This is a genomic window from Microbulbifer sp. SE14, assembly GCF_059834885.1.
In genome coordinates this window covers 101,727-119,132 of sequence record NZ_JCBAJA010000007.1, presented here as the reverse complement: position 1 = coordinate 119,132, position 17,406 = coordinate 101,727, and the positions used below count along the sequence as shown (strand labels likewise).

General features: G+C 64.5%; 21 protein-coding genes. 13 read left to right on the top strand and 8 right to left on the bottom strand.

Annotation, left to right across the window (positions count from 1 at the left end; translation table 11 throughout):
• Positions 1-18: 18 nt before the first annotated feature.
• Genes AC6R19_RS07200 through AC6R19_RS07185 form a run of 4 tightly spaced genes read right to left on the bottom strand, consistent with a single transcriptional unit; the run spans position 19 to position 2,883 of the window.
• Positions 19-888: a PDZ domain-containing protein gene (locus AC6R19_RS07200; RefSeq protein ID WP_500579116.1), complete on the bottom strand. Its 870-nt coding sequence runs from the start codon at positions 886-888 to the stop codon at positions 19-21.
• A 4-nt stretch (positions 889-892) separates the two neighbouring features.
• A complete protein-coding gene (locus AC6R19_RS07195) occupies positions 893-1,504 on the bottom strand; it encodes a TPM domain-containing protein (RefSeq protein WP_500579115.1) in 612 nt (203 codons plus the stop codon).
• Positions 1,504-2,250 carry a TPM domain-containing protein gene (locus AC6R19_RS07190; protein ID WP_500579114.1) on the bottom strand — a complete coding sequence of 249 codons (747 nt, stop codon included), beginning with the start codon at positions 2,248-2,250 and terminating at the stop codon, positions 1,504-1,506. Before AC6R19_RS07190 ends, AC6R19_RS07195 begins: the two co-directional genes overlap by 1 nt.
• Before the next feature lie 18 nt (positions 2,251-2,268).
• Entirely contained in the window at positions 2,269-2,883 is a 615-nt protein-coding gene (locus AC6R19_RS07185; protein ID WP_500579113.1) for a LemA family protein, read from the bottom strand.
• 111 nt (positions 2,884-2,994) lie between these two features.
• Between AC6R19_RS07185 and AC6R19_RS07180 the strand changes: the two genes are divergently transcribed.
• From AC6R19_RS07180 to ung, 5 genes are all read left to right on the top strand, one after another.
• A complete protein-coding gene (locus AC6R19_RS07180; RefSeq protein ID WP_500579112.1) occupies positions 2,995-3,531 on the top strand; it encodes a YaeQ family protein in 537 nt (178 codons plus the stop codon).
• A gap of 16 nt (positions 3,532-3,547) precedes the next feature.
• On the top strand, positions 3,548-4,030 hold the full coding sequence (locus tag AC6R19_RS07175; protein WP_500579111.1) for a YajQ family cyclic di-GMP-binding protein: 483 nt from the start codon (positions 3,548-3,550) through the stop codon (positions 4,028-4,030).
• Positions 4,031-4,044: 14 nt separating this feature from the next.
• A complete protein-coding gene (locus AC6R19_RS07170) occupies positions 4,045-5,013 on the top strand; it encodes an esterase-like activity of phytase family protein (protein ID WP_500579110.1) in 969 nt (322 codons plus the stop codon).
• 19 nt (positions 5,014-5,032) lie between these two features.
• The gene (locus AC6R19_RS07165; RefSeq protein ID WP_500579109.1) at positions 5,033-5,632 is read left to right on the top strand and encodes a uracil-DNA glycosylase family protein; all 600 of its coding nucleotides are present in this window, start codon (positions 5,033-5,035) and stop codon (positions 5,630-5,632) included.
• Positions 5,633-5,746: 114 nt separating this feature from the next.
• Complete coding sequence (gene ung, locus AC6R19_RS07160) at positions 5,747-6,469, top strand: uracil-DNA glycosylase (RefSeq protein WP_500579108.1); 723 nt, start codon at positions 5,747-5,749, stop codon at positions 6,467-6,469.
• Positions 6,470-6,678: 209 nt separating this feature from the next.
• On the opposite strand, the gene ygfZ is transcribed toward ung, so the two are convergent.
• The gene (ygfZ, locus tag AC6R19_RS07155) at positions 6,679-7,737 is read right to left on the bottom strand and encodes a CAF17-like 4Fe-4S cluster assembly/insertion protein YgfZ (protein WP_500579107.1); all 1,059 of its coding nucleotides are present in this window, start codon (positions 7,735-7,737) and stop codon (positions 6,679-6,681) included.
• A 115-nt stretch (positions 7,738-7,852) separates the two neighbouring features.
• Between ygfZ and AC6R19_RS07150 the strand changes: the two genes are divergently transcribed.
• Both AC6R19_RS07150 and AC6R19_RS07145 read left to right on the top strand, forming a co-directional pair.
• The gene (locus tag AC6R19_RS07150) at positions 7,853-8,098 is read left to right on the top strand and encodes an FAD assembly factor SdhE (RefSeq protein WP_500579106.1); all 246 of its coding nucleotides are present in this window, start codon (positions 7,853-7,855) and stop codon (positions 8,096-8,098) included.
• Positions 8,073-8,525: a protein YgfX gene (locus AC6R19_RS07145; protein WP_500579105.1), complete on the top strand. Its 453-nt coding sequence runs from the start codon at positions 8,073-8,075 to the stop codon at positions 8,523-8,525. The genes AC6R19_RS07150 and AC6R19_RS07145 overlap by 26 nt, the downstream gene beginning before the upstream one ends.
• 76 nt (positions 8,526-8,601) lie before the next feature.
• Here AC6R19_RS07145 and nadB read toward each other — a convergent pair whose 3' ends face one another.
• The gene (gene nadB / locus AC6R19_RS07140) at positions 8,602-10,209 is read right to left on the bottom strand and encodes an L-aspartate oxidase (protein WP_500579104.1); all 1,608 of its coding nucleotides are present in this window, start codon (positions 10,207-10,209) and stop codon (positions 8,602-8,604) included.
• A 187-nt stretch (positions 10,210-10,396) separates the two neighbouring features.
• On the opposite strand from nadB, the gene rpoE reads away from it, so the two are divergent.
• The 5 genes from rpoE to ycjG all read left to right on the top strand — a co-directional run bounded on the left by rpoE (position 10,397) and on the right by ycjG (position 14,257).
• Positions 10,397-11,011: an RNA polymerase sigma factor RpoE gene (gene rpoE / locus AC6R19_RS07135; protein ID WP_500579103.1), complete on the top strand. Its 615-nt coding sequence runs from the start codon at positions 10,397-10,399 to the stop codon at positions 11,009-11,011.
• A gap of 110 nt (positions 11,012-11,121) precedes the next feature.
• On the top strand, positions 11,122-11,823 hold the full coding sequence (locus tag AC6R19_RS07130) for a sigma-E factor negative regulatory protein (protein WP_500579102.1): 702 nt from the start codon (positions 11,122-11,124) through the stop codon (positions 11,821-11,823).
• 13 nt (positions 11,824-11,836) lie between these two features.
• Positions 11,837-12,778, top strand: coding sequence for a MucB/RseB C-terminal domain-containing protein (locus tag AC6R19_RS07125; RefSeq protein WP_500579101.1), 942 nt, complete (start codon positions 11,837-11,839; stop codon positions 12,776-12,778).
• Between the two features lie 14 nt (positions 12,779-12,792).
• The gene (locus AC6R19_RS07120; RefSeq protein ID WP_500579100.1) at positions 12,793-13,260 is read left to right on the top strand and encodes a SoxR reducing system RseC family protein; all 468 of its coding nucleotides are present in this window, start codon (positions 12,793-12,795) and stop codon (positions 13,258-13,260) included.
• A gap of 43 nt (positions 13,261-13,303) precedes the next feature.
• Complete coding sequence (gene ycjG / locus AC6R19_RS07115) at positions 13,304-14,257, top strand: L-Ala-D/L-Glu epimerase (protein WP_500579099.1); 954 nt, start codon at positions 13,304-13,306, stop codon at positions 14,255-14,257.
• A 9-nt stretch (positions 14,258-14,266) separates the two neighbouring features.
• Here ycjG and AC6R19_RS07110 read toward each other — a convergent pair whose 3' ends face one another.
• Positions 14,267-15,178, bottom strand: coding sequence for a LysR family transcriptional regulator (locus AC6R19_RS07110; RefSeq protein WP_500579098.1), 912 nt, complete (start codon positions 15,176-15,178; stop codon positions 14,267-14,269).
• 130 nt (positions 15,179-15,308) lie between these two features.
• Here AC6R19_RS07110 and AC6R19_RS07105 point away from each other — a divergent pair, with 130 nt between their 5' ends.
• The gene (locus AC6R19_RS07105) at positions 15,309-15,995 is read left to right on the top strand and encodes a glutathione S-transferase family protein (RefSeq protein ID WP_500579097.1); all 687 of its coding nucleotides are present in this window, start codon (positions 15,309-15,311) and stop codon (positions 15,993-15,995) included.
• A 145-nt stretch (positions 15,996-16,140) separates the two neighbouring features.
• Here AC6R19_RS07105 and AC6R19_RS07100 read toward each other — a convergent pair whose 3' ends face one another.
• On the bottom strand, positions 16,141-17,196 hold the full coding sequence (locus AC6R19_RS07100; protein ID WP_500579096.1) for a methyltransferase domain-containing protein: 1,056 nt from the start codon (positions 17,194-17,196) through the stop codon (positions 16,141-16,143).
• Positions 17,197-17,406 lie beyond the last annotated feature (210 nt).

The following is a 17,406-nucleotide window of genomic DNA, read 5'->3' as shown; positions in this document are numbered from 1 at the left end:
GCCGCTCCTACGGATTTGTCAGCCCTGGATTCCCAGCGGCCCGCTGGGCACATAGATCACTTCCCTGCTCGAACTCCCCGCCCGCTGCACCTCCACGGCGACGGTTTTTCCCGGTTCCACCCGGTAGACCTGCGTGCGCAGGTCGCCCATATGGAAGACCCGTTCGCCGTTATAGGAGATGATCTTGTCCCCCGGCCTCAGGCCGGCACTGGCCGCGGGCGTATCTGCGACCACCCTGTCGATCTGCATCTCCTGGCGCCCGCCGTTGGCCTCCAGGTAGAGTTCAAACTCCTGCTCGCTCAGCTCGTGCTCGAACATCTTGCGCGGGTGGCTGTAGATGCTGAGCTGCTCCCGCAGGGCTTCGGCCTCCTCGGAGGACTTGTTTTTCAGGTGGCGGTATTCGTAGGCGAGTTTCATATGCTCGAACTGGAAGCGCTCCTGCTTGTCCAGCACAAACTCCGCCCTGTCCGGATTGAGACCGGCGTCGATCAGCCGCTGCAGCTGCATTTGCCGGTGCCGGTTGTAGTGGTCCCGGCGGGATAGCTGTTCGTCTTCCAGGTGGTGCTCTTCCGCCACACTGACCGCGGCGGTGCCGGGCTCCTCCGGCAGCTGCGGCGCGTAGCGGTCCAGGCGCTGGTGCAGGTCCTCGACCAGCTCCAGCAACTCCGACTGGATCCGGTTGGCACTGTCGAGAGAGGTTTCCAGCTTCAGTATCCGCTGCTCCAGGCTGACATCGCTGCGCTCGAACAGGCGCGCAAACCGCGACTTGCCCCCGCGGTCTTCAGCGGCCGAGGCATTTCTCTGGGTCAGGGCGCCATTGACGGCGTAGGTGACCAGGATCAGCAGCAGGGTGACTGCGGCTATCAGGGTGGGTTTTCCAATCTTCATGCGCTCAATCCAGGATGATCAGGTGGTTGGGCAGTTCGTTCTTGATCGCCGTCGCCGGGGCGGCCTCCTGCAACAGCTCGCCGCACTTCTCGATACAGTGCACAAAGGCCTCGCCGGTCTTGCCGCGCTTTATCTCGCGGATGAAATTCTCGACGATTTCCCGCCAGTTCTCGTCGGTGATCTGCTCGGCCAGGCCGCGGTCGGCCAGTATCTCCACATAGTGCTCCGCCTCGGCGACGAAGATCAACAGTCCCAGGCGGCCCTCGGTATTGTGCAGTTCCTGCTCCAGGAACTGCCGCCGGGCCAGGTTGGCGGCGCGCCAGAACTTCACCTTTTTCGGCACCAGGCGCATGGTCAGCGGCCGCCAGCGGAAGAGCACCGCCAGGGCGATAAACAGTATCCACTGCAGGGTAAATGCCTGCTGGTAATCCAGCCACCAGGGCAGGAACTGCATCAGTGGCGCCAGCAGCAGGGCCAGGAAGGCGGCCCACAGGGTGGAAATATAGAGGTAATTGTCCGCCTGCCGCGCCAACACCGTTACCAGCTCCGCGTCGGTGCGCGACTCCACCTCTTTTATCGTGTCGGCGAGCCTTCGCCGGTACTGGCTGTTGAGCATCACCATCCCCCCGAGGCGCCTCCACCACCGAAGCCGCCGCCCCCGCCGCCGAAGCCGCCGCCTCCAAATCCGCCGCCACCGCCGAAGCCGCCGCCGCCGTAATAGCCGCCATAACGGCCGCGACGGTAGTTGCGGCTGCCGGCCGGGGCCCCCAGCACTGAAGCGCCGAACAGCTGCAGCATCACCAGCAGCAGTAACAGGCCCACCAGCAGGGCCAGGCGGCGGTCGCCGCCGGTTTCCGTGGGTTCGGCCACATACTCGTTCCCAATCGCGGCGATCATCGACTGAATGCCCGCGGTGACGCCGCCGTCGAAGTCGCCCGCCTTGAATTTCGGCAATATCTTGGTGTGGATGATATTGGCCGACAGGGCGTCCGTCAGCGCGCCCTCCAGGCCATAGCCCACCTCGATGCGCACCTTGCGCTCATTGGGCGCCACTATCAGCAGGGCGCCGTTGTCCTTGCCTTTCTTTCCCAGCTTCCATTCGCGCCCCAGCTGGTAGCCGTACTCCTCGATGGTCAGTCCCTGCAGGTCCGGCAGGGTGACCACCACCAGCTGGTTGCTGGTCTCCTTCTCGTGCTGCTGCATGATTTCCGTCAGTTTGAACTCCGTCTCCGGGCTCAGCAGATTGGCCCTGTCCACCACCCGGCCGGAAAGGGGCGGGAACTGCACATCGGCAAGCGCCCCCGCGGTGCAGAGCAGCGCGGCGAGGGCGGCAGCGGCGATGGCGAGCCGGCGGCAGGTCATGGCGGATCGGCGGGTCGGTTACTGGAAATCGACTTCCGGGGCCTTTTCCGCATCTTCGCTGGTGGCCTGGAAGGTCTCCCGCAGGGGCATGTCGCTGTAGAGGATCATATGCCAGATGCGTCCTGGGAAGGTGCGGATCTCGCGGTTGTAGCGCTCCACAGCCTGGATATAATCCCGCCGCGCCACGCCGATGCGGTTCTCGGTGCCCTCCAGCTGTGACTGCAGGGCGAGGAAGTTCTGGTCCGCCTTCAGGTTCGGGTAGCGCTCCACCACCACCATCAGGCGCGCCAGGGCGCTGGAGAGCTGGGCCTGGGCCGCCTCGAACTGCTGCAGCTTGGCCGGGTCGTTGAGCAGATTCTCGTCCACCTGCATGGAGGCCACCCTGGCGCGGGCCTCGGTCACCGCCTGCAGCGTCTCGCGCTCGTGGGCGGCGTAGGCCTTGACGGTCTTCACCAGGTTGGGGATCAGGTCGGCGCGGCGCTGGTACTGGTTCTCTACCTGGGCCCAGGCGGCTTTGACCTGTTCGTCGTAGGCGGGGATATTGTTGATGCCGCAGCCGCTGAGCCACAGCGCCAGCAGGCAGAGCAGGGCGCCAGTGCAGAGGCGGCGACCCCGGGGGAATACAGAGTTCATACCGAATATCCCTGTGGTTCAAAAAGAGTTTTCCGGGAAACTCACCTAGAATAGCCCGCCGTCCCCCCACTGCCGGGATCGACGCAATTATTGAGCTGTAATGGAGCCGAAATGGCGTTAAAAGCGACTATCTTCAAAGCCCGGCTGCAGATCGCCGATATGGACCGGGACCACTACGGCGAATACCCGCTGACCCTGGCGCGCCACCCGTCGGAAACCGACGAACGCATGATGGTGCGCCTCCTGGCCTTCGCCCTCAACGCCTCCGACGGCCTGGAGTTCACCCGCGGCCTCTCCTCCGACGACGAGGCGGACCTTTGGCAGATGAGCCTCGGTGGCGACATCGACCTCTGGATAGAAGTGGGCCTGCCGGCGGAGGAGCGGCTGCGCAAGGCCTGCAACCGCGCCAGGCAGGTATTGGTGTACAGTTACGGGCGCCGCACCGCGCCCATATGGTGGCAGAAGCTGGGGGACGCGCCGGCGCGTTTCGACAATCTGCGTGTGTATCTGCTGCCGGCGGATGCCACGGAGCAGCTGGCCGCCATGGCCGAGCGCAATATGGATTTGAATGTGACCATCCAGGATGGCCATATCTGGCTCAGCTCCGCCGAACAGAGTGTGGAGATTGTGCCCGGAATATTGAAATAGAGAACGGAGATAAAAGATGCCTTCCTTTGACATAGTATCCGAAGTGGACAAACACCAGCTGACCAACGCCGTGGACCAGGTAAACCGCACCCTGACCAACCGCTTCGACTTCAAGGGCGTGGACGCGGAAGTGGAGATGAACGATTTCGCCCTGGCACTGCGCGCCGAATCGGACATGCAGGTGGACCAGATGGTGGACATGCTGCGCGCGGCGCTGATCAAGTGCAGTATCGACCCGCTGGCGATGGACGTGGGCGAGAAGGAGCAGTCCGGCAAGCAGGTCAAGGTGGCCGTCACCCTGAAAAATGGCCTGGACAAGGAACTGTCAAAAAAGATCGTCAAGATGATCAAGGACGAAAAACTCAAGGTGCAGGCTGCCATCCAGGGTGACCAGGTGCGGGTTACCGGCAAGAAGCGCGACGACCTGCAGCAGGTGATCGCGATGCTCAGGGACAAGGAGCTGGAGCAGCCGTTGCAGTTCGATAACTTCCGCGATTGATCCAGGGAGCTCCCTTGTTAAAAAAACTGATGCTCTCCACTCTATTGCTGTTGTCACCGTTCGCGGCAGCGGCTCCCGTCAGCCCGGCGCAGCTGCTCGCCAGCCACTGGCTGGACGGCAGCGCCGGCCTGGATATCTCCGGGCTGAGCTTCTGCGGCGGCGAATTGCTGGCGGCCTCCGACAAGAACTCCGCGGAAATCTATTCGGTGGATCTGGTCGAGGCCGCGCTGAAATCCCGAAAGCAAATCAGCGGGCTGGATGTGCCGGAGGGGGAATCCGCGGGCCTGGTCGCCGGGCTGCTGGAGATGGTGCGGCCGGATGCCGATATGGATTTTGAGGGCATCAGCTGCGATGGCGGCAACGTCTATCTGGTGAGCGAGCGGCACAACCGCATCGCAAAAATGGAAGGCGGGGATACCGGCTGGCAGCCGCAGCGCTGGGCCGCTTTTGCCCGGGCGGGCGGCTACCTGAAGAAGTTCAATGCCGGTGCCGAAGGGTTGGTCAAGGCCGGCGACGATTTCTGGATCGCCCTGGAGCGCGAGCCTCGCGGGCTGCTGCGCCTCAGCCCCGGCGCCGAGCCGCAGATTTTCGCCATTCCCGCGGTCGACGGCCTGGATTTCGGTAACCGCTCCGAGGATATCACCGGTCTCGCCTATTACGACGGCGCCCTCTTTACCTTGGAGCGCAACGCCTTCGCCGTGTGCCGGCGTTCCCTGGAAAAGCTGCAGGCCGAATGGTGTATCGATTACCGCGCTATCGAAGAGGCGCCCGAATTCGTCTACGAGGAAACTGAATACGGCAAGGGTGAGGGGCTGGCGGTGGACGCCAGCGGCATCTATGTGGTGCTGGACAACAACAACGTCGGCCGCGCCGCGGATCCCGAAGACAGGCGCGCACTGCTGCTGCATATCGATTTTCCCCCTCTCCCGCTTGCGGGAGAGGGGTTAGGGGAGAGGGCTCGGGCCGAAGGCCCGCTCGATTGAACAATCCTTGAGGTAAATTTTGACCGCCGACCGACTGCCGACCCTGCTCGAAGAAATTCGCTCCTGCCGCCTCTGCGAAGAACACCTGCCCCTGGGCCCAAACCCGGTAGTGCGCGCCGCCGAATCCGCGCGCCTGCTGATCGTCGGCCAGGCCCCGGGCACCAGGGTGCACGCCACCAGCATCCCCTGGAACGACCCCTCCGGTGACCGCCTGCGCGACTGGCTGCAGATGGAGTGGGAAACCTTCTACGACGAATCCCGTATCGCCATTGTCCCCATGGGCTTCTGCTACCCCGGCCGCGGCAAGGGTGGCGACCTGCCGCCGCGCCCCGAGTGCGCCCAAACCTGGCACAAGCGCCTGCTGGCGCTGCTGCCGAATTTGCAACTCACGCTGCTGGTGGGACAATACGCCCAGCGCCACTACCTGCCGCAGGCTCTTTTTCCAAAACGGCGCAGCATCACCGAGAATGTGCGCCACTACCACGACGCGCTGCCCGCGGGCTATTTCCCGCTGCCACACCCGAGTCCGCGCAATACCCTGTGGCTGCGCCAGCGGCCCTGGTTTGAAGAAGAAGTGGTGCCCGAACTGCGCCGGCAGGTGAAGAAAGCTTTGCGTTAACTCCCCTCTCCCACTTGTGGGAGAGGGGCTGGGGGAGAGGGCTTACCGCCGTTTCCCCTCTCAACCCTCTCCCCAAAGGGAAGAGGGGACTGCTACGAAACTCAAGGAAAAAACATGCAGGTCCCGGAAAACATAAAAATCCATCCCTCCTGGTACGCGGTACTGCGTGATGAATTCCACAAGCCCTATATGGCCGAACTGCGCCAGTTCCTGCGCGCGGAAAAGGCCGCGGGCAAGGTGATCTACCCCCCGGGTCCGCAGATATTCAACGCATTCAATTCCACCCCCTTCGACGAGGTCAAGGTGGTGATCCTCGGCCAGGACCCCTACCACGGCCCCGGCCAGGCCCACGGCCTCTGCTTCTCGGTAAAGCCCGGCGTGCCCCTGCCGCCGTCGCTGCAAAACATCTTCAAGGAACTGCAATCCGACCTGGGAATAGAGCCCCCTGACCACGGCTGCCTGCAACCCTGGGCGGAGCAGGGCGTACTGTTGCTGAACGCCACCCTCACGGTAGAGCGGGGCAGGGCGGGCTCCCACCAGGGCCGCGGCTGGGAGCAGTTCACCGATGCCGCCATTCACAAGCTGGCGGAGCAGCGTCAGGGACTGGTGTTTATCCTCTGGGGCAGCTACGCGCAGAAGAAGGGCGCCTTTATCGATCGCAACAGACACCTGGTCCTGCGCGCCCCCCACCCCTCGCCCCTGTCCGCCCACCGCGGCTTCTTCGGCACCCGTCCCTTCTCCCAGGCCAACGCCTATCTGCAGAACAACGGCCAGGAGCCGATCGACTGGGGTCTGCCGGTGGCGGCGGAGTTGGATCATGTGGCGGTGGAGGTGTGAGGGGGCGGCTAGCCCGCATTTCTCAGGAGTTCGCAGCTGTCGCTGGATGACAACCGGTGCCTGGAGGAGCGGCCCGTGGTCGCGACAAATTGGTGGGGAACAAATTTGGAAGCCGAAGGCGCCCGGAGGGCTAGCGCTGGGATGGCGCGAGTCAGCGATGTAGAGGGCGCCCCCGTTTGTCTACACACGCTTACAAATATTGACCTGATTTATGCCAGTGGGTCCGCATCCGCGTCGTAGGGCAGTTCGAGTAATTCCAGCTTGCGACCATCCGCGAGTTTCAGTTCCTCATCGGCGGCCACCTTGGCGATGGTCAGCACCGCCAGTAGCTCAATGCCCTTCTCGCCGCGGCAGGCCTCCACCAGGTTGCCGATGCTCTGCTCGCCCTCGCCGTAGATCTCCAGCCCCGGCGCGGGGATTTCGCCGGAGGTGCAGCGGGCGCGGTACATGCGCTTCTTGGCCGAGCCGCGGAACTGCATGCGGGCGACGATTTCCTGGCCGGTATAGCAGCCCTTCTTGAAGCTGACGCCGCCGAGCAGGTGGAGGTTTGCCATCTGTGGAATAAACATTTCGCTGGTGGCGGCGTGCAGCTGGGGGATACCGGCGGCTATCTGCAACTGCTGCCAGCGGTCGTAGCTGGCGGCGTCGGCCTCGGTGTCCAGTTGCCGCCAGAGATTCTGCGCCTGTTCGTTGGGAACCAGGATCGCCACCTGCTGCTCGTTCAGCGCCTGGGCTATGGCGCGCTCGCCGTTCAGGTCGAAGGGGCGCAGTTCGCCGGCGGTCAGGCTATCCAGTCCCAGGATTTGAACGGCGCGCTCGGCGGCGTTCTTGCCCTGCAGGCCCAGCCAGCGGTGCCTTTCACCGGTGTTAGTGCCCCCGATATCGGTCAGTTCCGTCTTGAAGAAGACCGCGTACTTGGCCAGCGCCTCGCGCGCGACGGTGGTGAGGTCCCGCGGCAGTCGAAGAATGAATTCGCCCTGGGACAGTTTGAGAGCGCTGAAGGCACTGATCATGCGGCCCTTGGGATTGCAGTGGCTGCCCAGGGTGCTGTGCCCATCCGGCAGTGTGACCAGGTCGCAGGTGAGCTGGCCCTGCAGGAACTTCTGGCTGTCCGGACCGGCGACGGAGACGGCGCCCAACGGACTCAGGTCGATCAGGTGCAGCTCGGCTTCCGTCTCCGGGAAGTGGGCGCAGGGGCTCTGGGTATCGGCGCCCTCCCAGATGGCGCCTTCGCCTGCGAGAAATTCCTGCCACTGCTGCTGATCCATAGTCCTGCCACCTCGGGGTTGATTGGGGGGATTATTTGGGGATTGGCGCGGGCTTTTCAAGTTTGATGGGGCAGGGGGTATACTGCGCGCACTTTTAACCGGGTTGGAATGAAGTATGGATCGCAACCGCCTTTTTTGGGCCAGCCGCCGCGGCATGCTGGAGCTGGACCTGGTGCTGCTGCCGTTTTTGGAGAATGTCTACGAGACCCTGGATGAGGCTGACCAGCAGCGCTATGTCAGACTGCTGGACGAGCAGGACCAGGACCTGTTCGCCTGGTTCCTGCGCCGCGAGGATCCCGCCGATCCGGAGCTGCTGCGCATAGTGCAGATTATCCGTGACAACACAGGTCTCCAGGAGTAGTCCCTATCCCCGGTTTCTCGAGCGCAGCGCCCGGCTCACTTGCGCCGCGGCGCCGTCCCGCCTCCTGTCTGTTCTGCTGATTCTGGTTGCGCTGCAATCCTTGGCACTGCTGTGGTGGTGCCGCCTGCCGCTGTATCTGTTCCTGCCGGCGGCGCTGCTGGTGCTGGTCTATGTGGGAATCGAATGGCGGCGGTTGCGTTCGATACAGGGGACGCTGAGCACCCGCGAGCGGCGCTGGTTCTGGCAGCCGGGCGGCGGGGAGCAGCGGGAATTCGAGTTTCGCGGCGAACTGGTGCTGTGGCGCTGGCTGATTGTGATCAACGGGCGGGATCTGCGGGGTGGGCGTCTGCGACTGGTGTTGGCACGGGACTCGATGGACCGGGACGACTGGCGCAGGTTGCAGGCGGCGTTGCGCTTTTCGCGCTGAAGTGTTCTTCCCGCCGGCCCTCTCCCCCGCAAGCGGGAGAGGGGAGCTAATCTTTCGAGTCCCCAGTCCCCAAAAATCAAACAAACTGCCGCTGGTCTGCAAAGTTCTCCGGCACCAGGATGGTGTCCATTGCCAGCTCCCGCAGACCCGGGTAGTCGAGAGAGTAGTGCAGGCCGCGGCTCTCCCGCCTGTCCAGCGCCGAGCGGATAATCAGATCGGAGACCAGCGACAGGTTGCGCAGTTCGATCAGGTCGCTGCTGACCTTGTAGTTGGCATAGAACTCACGGATCTCCCGCTGCAGCAGGCCTATGCGGTGCTGGGCGCGCAGCAGGCGCTTGCGGGTGCGCACAATGCCCACATAGTCCCACATAAAGCGGCGCAGCTCGTCCCAGTTGTGGGAGATCACCACGTCCTCATCAGAGTCGGTCACCCGCGAGGCGTCCCAGGCCGGGGCCGGGCGGGGCGGCTGCACCGCGTCGAGGGTCTCGTCCAGGTGCAGTGCCGCGGAGCGGCCGTAGACCAGGCACTCCAGCAACGAGTTGCTGGCCAGGCGGTTGGCACCGTGCAGGCCGGTGAAGGTGGTCTCGCCGATGGCGTAGAGCTGGTCCAGGTCGGTGCGCCCGTACTCATCCACCATAACGCCGCCGCAGGTGTAGTGGGCCGCCGGCACCACCGGGATGGGTTCCCGGGTGATGTCGATGCCGTACTGCAGGCAGTTCTGGTACACGGTGGGGAAGTGCTCGCGCACAAAGTCGGCGTCCTTGTGGGAGATATCCAGGTAGACGCAGTCGGCGCCCAGGCGCTTCATCTCGTGGTCTATGGCGCGGGCGACTATGTCCCGCGGCGCCAGTTCGCCGCGCTTGTCGAAGCGGTGCATAAAGCGGCTGCCGTCCGGCAGCTTCAGCTGCGCCCCTTCGCCGCGCAGGGCCTCGGTGACCAGGGAGGCCTTGGCCTTGGGGTGGTAGAGGCAGGTGGGGTGGAACTGGTTGAATTCCATGTTCGCCACCCGGCAGCCGGCGCGCCAGGCCATGGCGATGCCGTCGCCGCTGGCGCCGTCCGGATTACTGGTGTAGAGGTAGGCCTTGCTGGCACCGCCGGTGGCCAGCACTACCGCCTTGGCCTGGAACAGCTCTACCTCTTCCGTATCCTTGTTGTAGATATAGGCCCCGGCGCAGCGGAAGCGGCCCTTGCCCGGGTCCGGCTGGCGGATCAGGTCCAGGGCCACATGGTGCTCGAAGCAGTCGATATTCTCCGCTGCGCGCACCCGCTCTATCAGGGTGCTGTGCACGGCGCGACCGGTGGCATCGGCACTGTGGATGATACGGCGGTGACTGTGACCGCCTTCCTTGGTCAGGTGGTAACCGTCTTCCTCGCGGGTGAAGTCCACCCCCTGCTCGATCAGCCACTGGATGGCGGCGGTGCTGTTCTCCACGGTGAAGCGCACCGCGTCCGGGTGGCACAGGCCGGCACCCGCGTCTAATGTGTCAGCAATGTGGGACTCTGCCGAGTCCATTTCGTCGAGCACTGCGGCTATGCCGCCCTGGGCAAACCAGGTGGAGCCGTCCTGCAGCCGCTGCTTGGACAGCAGGGCCACGCGGTGGCGCGCCGCCAGGTGCAGGGCCAGGGTCAGGCCCGCGGCGCCGCTGCCGATAACCAGTACGTCGTACTTTGCTAATGCATTCATACATTTCATTTATGTTTAGGGGTCGCGTAGTATAGCGCCTCCCTGTAATTCGTCGATTTGACCCGGAACTTATGTCCTATCGCCAGTGTCATCAACACAACAGAACATACGCCTGTGGCAGGCCCGCCTTCGATTCGAGTGGCGCCTGCGGTGCGGCTGCTGGTTTTAGGAGTAGGGGGAGTAGGGGATGACAGCGCAACAGGCGTCGCCGAGTGACCGCCAGCTGGTGGAGCGGGTACAGAAAGGGGACAAGCGCGCCTTCGACCTGCTGGTGCTGAAATACCAGCACAAGATAGTCGCGGTGGTCAGTCGCTTCATCAAGGATCACAGCGAGGTGCAGGACGTGACCCAGGAGGCCTTTATCAAAGCCTACCGGGCCCTGGCCAACTTCCGCGGCGAGAGCGCCTTCTACACCTGGATGTACCGCATCGCCATCAATACCGCCAAGAACCACCTGGTCTCCCGCAGCCGCCGCCCACCGTCCTCGGACGTGGACCTGGAGGACGCCGAGTTTTACTCCGGCGCCGATATGTTGCGGGACAACGAGACCCCGGAGAACCAGCTGTTCCGCGACCAACTCGAGACCGCCGTTCACGACGCCATCCGCGCCCTGCCGGAGGACCTGCGCTCGGCGGTGACCCTGCGCGAGATGGAGGGGCTCAGCTACGAGGAGATCGCCGAGGTGATGGCCTGCCCGGTGGGCACGGTGCGTTCGCGCATCTTCCGCGCCCGCGAGGCCATAGACCGCACCATCCAGGCGGTGATGGCCGGGGAGCCGGAGACACTGGACGACCGCGGCTAGAAAATTTTTGCCGGTGGCGAAACAAACCACCGGAACCCGGGTCATAACAGATAGCCACAAGGGGTGCCTGCGGGCGCCGAAAAATGATTGCACAGAGAGGGTTAACCCCTATGTCCCACGGGAAGCATCAGGAACGTCTGAACGAGTCGCTGTCGGCGCTGATGGACGGTGAGGCCGGCGAGCTTGAGCTGCAGCGGCTGCTGAAGGCCAGTGAGATCTCGGCGGAGGTCGGCGAACGCTGGTCGCGCTACCAGCTGGCGGCCAGCGTACTGCGTCGCGAGCCGGTGGCCCCGGTGGACAGCGACCTGGCGGCGCGCATTTCCGCGGCCATAGCCCAGGAAGAGCCCCCGACCCGCTCCGGTGGCGGAGGCGGTGGCGCGGCGGACGGTGTGGCCGGCAGTCGCTGGTGGCGGCCCCTGACCAGGGGCGCTGTGGCGGCGACCGTGGCCTTCGCCGCGATCCTCGGTGTGCAGCAGTTGCAGGTTGCAGATAGTGGCGCCCAGCCCGGCGGCGAACTGGTCGCCGAAGTGGAGCGCCCTGTGCAGCAGGCGGTGCAGTCCGCACCCCAGCCCTCCGGTTTCTACGTTCCCGCCCCCAGCACCCGCTCGGTCAGTACCGCCGGGCCGCGCCTGGTGCCCGACTCCCAGCCCGGTGTCGCCGGCCAGGCGGTGATGCAGCAGGTGCCCACACCGGAACTGATGCGCCACCTGAACCGGGTGATGATCCAGCACTCCGAGCAGGCCGCCCATGTGGGCAGCCAGGGTATGGTGCCCTTTGCCCGCGCCACCTACGGCGAACAGGTTGATATGTAGCGTGGGGGAATTCGTGAGCAAGCGCAGGCCCCTGGCCCGAATCATCCGCAAAGCCAACAGCCTGCTGTTGGCTTTGTTTCTGCTGGCGCCCGCTGTCCATGCCGAAGGCGGCAATGAGGTGGAGCAGTGGCTGGGCAAGCTGGCCCGCGCCGTGTCCGAACTGGATTACAGCGGCCTGGTGACCTTCGAGCACGCCGGAATGCTGGAGACGCTGCAGGTTGTGCACGCGGTGCGCGACGGCGACCAGGTGGAGCGGGTGCGCTACCTGAGCGGCGAGCCGCGCGAGCTGATCAGCCACGGCAGCGACCGGAACTGCGAGCGGGGCTCAGGGCCCATGGCGCGCGCCGCCCTCTGGAGCCGCGCCGGCCAGCAGGAGATGCAGCGCGCCTACCATTTCATTCTGCGCGGTGAGGAGCGCATCGCTGACCGCGATACAGTAGTGATCGAGGCCCGCCCGCGGGATCACCACCGCCTGGGCCTGGTAGTCAACCTGGACCGGGAGACGGGCCTGCCGCTGAAGTCCATGCTGGTGGGCCCCCAGGGGCGGGTGCTGGAGCGCTACCAGTTCGTGCAGCTGGACCTGTCGCCGGTACAGGACAGCGACCTGCAACCCCAGTCCGCCGGCGCGCGCCGGATAGACAACAGCAATCCCTGCAGTAATGCGCAGAGCCGCTGGCAGCTGCGCTGGCTGCCGGAGGGTTTCAAGTCGGTGTCGGTCAAACCCCTGTCCGACGGCGACATGCTGGTCTACAGCGACGGCCTCAGCGTATTCACCGTCTTCGTGCAGCGCCTGGGCCCGGAGTTGGATTTCAAGGGCCGCGCCATTCGCGGCGCCACCGTGGCCTATATGGACCGCATAGAGGTGGAAGGCGTCAACTACACGGTGACCGTGGTGGGTGAGATCCCCGATACCACGGCGCAGCGGGTGGCCGCTTCTGTGGCCGCCGAAGGTTGAACGGGGACAGGGCGTTGGTCGAGGAGCGCGGCAGGATTGTGGCCATAGAGCCCGGGGCCATCTGGGTCGAGACCGTCCAGCGCAGCGGCTGCCACGGCTGCTCCGCCAAGACCGGCTGTGGCACAGGGTTGCTCGGCGACTATCTGTCAAGCCGCGGCGCCTTCGCCTCAGCGTCACGTATCCGCGTCGCCCTGCACAGCTGGGATTCCCAGGATATTTCCCTCAATGACACGGCGGTGATCGGTATCGGCGAAAACGCCCTGGCCGGCAGCGCCCTGCTAATCTACCTGCTGCCACTGGTGTCCCTGCTGCTGGCGGCGCTGGGCGGTGAGGCCCTGGTCGGAGAGGCCGGTGCCATCGCCGGTGCCCTGGCCGGCCTGCTCGGCGGCGCCGCCCTGGTGCGGGGGCACAGTCGCCGCCACGCCGCCAACCCGGCCTATGCGCCGATGCTGCTGCGTATCGAGCCCTCCCGCCCGCTCTGATCCCTCCTAAACTTTTATCTCCGATCGGCTTTGGAGAACGCCCATGCAGGCCCGCTGTTATGCGGAAAGTTGGCCCCTGCGTACCGCCTTTGTCATCTCCCGCGGCGCGCGTACCGAGGCCCAGGTGGTCGTGGTGGAAGTGAGCGGCGAGGGCGCAACCGGCGTCGGTGAGTGCACGCCCTATCCGCGCTACGGCGAGAGTGTGGAATCGGTACAGCAGCAGCTGCAGCCGCTGTTGCGAGAGGTGGAACAGGGGCTCACGCGGGAACAGCTGCAGTCGCGCCTGGCCGCCGGTGCGGCGCGCAACGCCCTGGACTGTGCCCTGGCGGACTGGGAGGCTAAGCGCAGCGGTGCGGCCTTTGCGGGACCGGAGTCCCTGGCGACGGTACAGACCCTGGTGATCGACACCCCCGACGCCATGGCCGATGCGGCCCGGGCGGCGGTGGCGCAGGGGGTGACTGTACTGAAGCTGAAACTGGACGACAGGCAGGTTCTGGAGCGGGTCGCCGCGGTGCGCTCTGCAGCGCCGGATACCCAACTGGTGATCGATGCCAACGAGGCCTGGTCCGCAGACACTCTGCAGGCGCGCTGTCGCCAACTGGCCGGGCAGGGCGTGGCCATGCTGGAGCAGCCACTGCCGGTGGACGACGACGCCTTCCTCGGGACCTTTTCCCACCCGCTAGCCATCTGCGCCGACGAGAGCTGCCACACCCGCGCCGATCTGCCGCGCCTGCGCGGCCGCTACGAGATGGTGAACATCAAGCTGGACAAGACCGGCGGCATCACCGAGGCGCTGGCGCTGGCGGAGGAGGCGAAGGTGCAGGGTTTCGAGCTGATGCTCGGCTGCATGCTGTGCACTTCCCGCGCGATACGCGCGGCCTGGCCGTTGGGGGACAGGGTGCGCTTCCTGGACCTGGACGGCCCCACCTGGCTGGCGAGGGATGTGGAGCCGCCGCTGCGCTTTGCTGCCGGGCGGGTGTATTGGAATGCGGAATAATGGCGCCGACTAGCCGGCCGCTATCCCGAATTCCCTGAATACCGGGTCTGCCCGGAATTTCTCGATCACGAATGTCTTGAACAGCTGCAGCCGGCCGTTTTCGCGCAGGTCCGGGTGGCTGAGCACCCAGATGTCACTGGTCTTGCCGGGGGCAAAGGTGAACAGGCGCTGCAGTTGGGGTTTGGCCTGGTCGTCCGGGAGCAGGGCTATGCCGATGCCGTTTTCCGCCAGGGCCGACATGGCCATCAGGTCGCTGGCCCGCGCGACAATCCGCTCTGCGGGTATCTGCCGCTCGACCCAGTCGAAGGCCGGCAGGCGCAGGAGTTCCTGGTGGGACGAGATGACCGCGTGCTGGCGCAGCTCTGCCTCGCCGGCTGGCGCGCCGTGTCTTTCCAGGTAGCCCTCCGCTGTGTAGGCGCCCCAGGCCAGCGAGAAGAGCTTGCAGCCGACCAGGTGTTCCGGCGGCGCCGAGGTGGCCCTTATCGCCAGGTCGGCCTCGCGGCGGGACAGGTTCAGGTCGTTGTTGCCCACCAGCAGGTTGACGTGGATATCCGGGTAGAGCTGGCGGAATTCGGCCAGGTAGCCGGGCAGGTAGCGGTAGGCGAGGTTGTGGGGCGCGGTGACATTGATCACACCGCTCAGCTTGTCGTCGCGATTGTCCAGCAGCCGCTGCAATTCGTCGATGCGGTCTGAGACGGCTTCCACATGGTCCATCACCTCGCGGCCAGTATCCGTCAGCCGGTAGCCCTCCGGCAGGCGCGCGAACAGCTTGACGCCCACCGTACTCTCCAGGCTGTTGATCCTGCGGAATACGGTGGAGTGGGTGACCCCGAGTTTGTCCGCCGCCCGCGCCAGGGAGCCGCAGCGGGACACCGCGAGAAAGAATTTGAGATCGCTCCAGTTCAGGTCTGTCAGTTCCATTTTTCGTTCACAATCCCTTTTTCAGTGCGCAATGATGGAAACGCGGTTTGCAGATTTTGCGGTTCCGGCTCCCGGCGTCAAGCCATACCCTGCCTGTTTGAATGAAACAGGCCAAGCCGGAGGGATTGCCATGCATTACGACAACCTGGTTCTCGTCAGCCATCACCTGTGCCCCTATGTGCAGCGATCGGTGATCACCCTGAAAGAGAAGCGCATCCTTCACGAGCGCATCTACGTGGACCTGGGCAACAAGCCGGACTGGTTCCTGGCGCTGTCACCGCTGGGCAAAGTGCCGCTGCTGCAGGTGGACAAGACCAATGTGCTGTTCGAGTCCGCGGTCATCTGCGAATTCCTGAACGAAATCACCCCGGGCTCGCTGCACCCGGCCGATCCGCTGCTCAAGGCACAGCACCGCTCCTGGATCGAATTCGGTTCGCAGCTGCTGAACGATATTGCGCGGCTGTACAACGCCAAGAGCGAGGAGGCGTTTATGGAGTGCGTGCAGGTGATCGGCGACAAGTTGCAGCGCCTGGAGGAGGTGGTGACGGGCCCCCTGTTTGCCGGCGCGGACTTCTGCATGGTCGACGCCGCCTATGGCCCCATCTTCCGCTATTTCGACACCCTCGACCGCTATCTGCCCTGGGGCCTGTTCGAGGCCTGTCCGCAGGTGCAGTCCTGGCGGCAGCAGCTGGCCGCGCGGGCGACGGTGCGCGCGGCGGTCAGCGAGGACTACCCAGCGCTGCTGAAGGATTTCCTGCTGCGCCGCGACAGTGTTATCAGCCGGAGGATCGAAGCGGAGGACAGGGCCACCGCCTGAACCTGAGTGCCGACAGGTGGAGGGCTCCGATCGGCCCTGCTGCCGGCGGCCACCCGGTAAAAAACCTCATCGGTAAATATTTGCCGGGTGGTCGCCGGCAGCAGGGCCTTGCATGGTGCCAGCCTGGAAAAGAGGGGAGCTTGGCTTAGCTTAGCGCCATTTCTGTCTGCTCCCGCAGCAGCAACTCATCCATACACTGGTCGAAGCGCCCTACCACCGCGCCCCCGCGCTCGACCCATCCGCGCCAGCGATAGACCTGGCGGAAGGCGGAGGCCTCCTGCGGGTAACTGCGGCTGAAACTCACCCGCAGCCGGTCGCCCGGCAAAACCTCGATCGGTTGCTCTATGGGCAGGTAGGCGTGCTTCCAGCTGTCGGAGGTTTTGCGCCCCTCGATATCGCCGCCGGAAATATCCAGCGGAACCGTCGCCGTAAGCTGCGCGATGAAATAGGATTTGAAACCGGTCAGGGTGCCGGGGCTTTCGATCGGGAAATCCAGGTCGACACTGTATTCGGAGGGCTGGTCCCAGGTGCCGCCGTAGTGTCTCATCCGCTGTGGCCGGCCCAGGTACAGCCGTTCGGGCAGGATCGCATCGTAGTAGAGGTTGAAGCGCGAGGTGATGCCCTTCTCCCTGTAGAGCGCCTCGATATCGTAGCGGGAGCCGAGGGTGTGGATACTGCCATCGCGCAGGTTGCGGTGAGCATCGGCAGCTGCGACCGGCACCAGGAAAGAGTCGGTGGACAAGGGCAGGGCGGTGCCGCCGGGTTTGAGGAAGCGCGCTATGGCATCCTGCAGAATCGGCTGGAAATCCTCGTTGTCGGCCATATTGCCCATGATCTCCGAGATCAGCAGGTCTACCCGCTGTGGCAGCGCCACGTCGTAGGAGAGTTTGTTGATCGGCTCGAAACGCTCGGCGAAGCCCGCCTTGCAGATGCGGTGCACCGCCTGCTCGAGGATGGGGGCGTTCAGGTCTATGCCGTACACATAGCGGGCGCCGGCCTCCAGTGCCCACTGGCTGAGAATGCCGGTGCCCGTGCCCAGGTCCAGCACAATGTCACCGGGTTTGACCGCGTCGTGTATCGCCGCGCGATAGGCATCCATGCGCAGTTGATCGTCCAGCATCAACTGGTGAAACTCTTCATCCCAGTCCAGCAATGTCTCGGAAAATGGCAGCCATACCTGTTCGGCGCTGTAATTGCTCATTCCGGATCTCCTGAAATCCATGAAAAAAGCCGGCAGCTTGGGCTGCCGGAAAAATGGGGGGGCTATTAACTCAAGTTTCGGAGGTTCATATCGAGGTCTGGGACACTCCCGGTGGCACTGCACAAGGCCCTGCTGGCGGTGGTTACCTGGCAAATATTTACCGATGAGGTTTTTTGCCAGGTAACCACCGCCAGCAGGGCCGTTCGAAGC

Bases quoted from the DNA above. Each gene is read 5' to 3' on its own strand.
- AC6R19_RS07200 (WP_500579116.1), bottom strand. From the start codon at position 888: ATGAAGATTGGAAAACCCACCCTGATAGCCGCAGTCACCCTGCTGCTG.
- AC6R19_RS07195 (WP_500579115.1), bottom strand. From the start codon at position 1,504: ATGCTCAACAGCCAGTACCGGCGAAGGCTCGCCGACACGATAAAAGAG.
- AC6R19_RS07190 (WP_500579114.1), bottom strand. From the start codon at position 2,250: ATGACCTGCCGCCGGCTCGCCATCGCCGCTGCCGCCCTCGCCGCGCTG.
- AC6R19_RS07185 (WP_500579113.1), bottom strand. From the start codon at position 2,883: ATGAACTCTGTATTCCCCCGGGGTCGCCGCCTCTGCACTGGCGCCCTG.
- AC6R19_RS07180 (WP_500579112.1), top strand. From the start codon at position 2,995: ATGGCGTTAAAAGCGACTATCTTCAAAGCCCGGCTGCAGATCGCCGAT.
- AC6R19_RS07175 (WP_500579111.1), top strand. From the start codon at position 3,548: ATGCCTTCCTTTGACATAGTATCCGAAGTGGACAAACACCAGCTGACC.
- ung (WP_500579108.1), top strand. From the start codon at position 5,747: ATGCAGGTCCCGGAAAACATAAAAATCCATCCCTCCTGGTACGCGGTA.
- ygfZ (WP_500579107.1), bottom strand. From the start codon at position 7,737: ATGGATCAGCAGCAGTGGCAGGAATTTCTCGCAGGCGAAGGCGCCATC.
- AC6R19_RS07150 (WP_500579106.1), top strand. From the start codon at position 7,853: ATGGATCGCAACCGCCTTTTTTGGGCCAGCCGCCGCGGCATGCTGGAG.
- nadB (WP_500579104.1), bottom strand. From the start codon at position 10,209: ATGAATGCATTAGCAAAGTACGACGTACTGGTTATCGGCAGCGGCGCC.
- rpoE (WP_500579103.1), top strand. From the start codon at position 10,397: ATGACAGCGCAACAGGCGTCGCCGAGTGACCGCCAGCTGGTGGAGCGG.
- AC6R19_RS07130 (WP_500579102.1), top strand. From the start codon at position 11,122: ATGTCCCACGGGAAGCATCAGGAACGTCTGAACGAGTCGCTGTCGGCG.
- ycjG (WP_500579099.1), top strand. From the start codon at position 13,304: ATGCAGGCCCGCTGTTATGCGGAAAGTTGGCCCCTGCGTACCGCCTTT.
- AC6R19_RS07110 (WP_500579098.1), bottom strand. From the start codon at position 15,178: ATGGAACTGACAGACCTGAACTGGAGCGATCTCAAATTCTTTCTCGCG.
- AC6R19_RS07105 (WP_500579097.1), top strand. From the start codon at position 15,309: ATGCATTACGACAACCTGGTTCTCGTCAGCCATCACCTGTGCCCCTAT.
- AC6R19_RS07100 (WP_500579096.1), bottom strand. From the start codon at position 17,196: ATGAGCAATTACAGCGCCGAACAGGTATGGCTGCCATTTTCCGAGACA.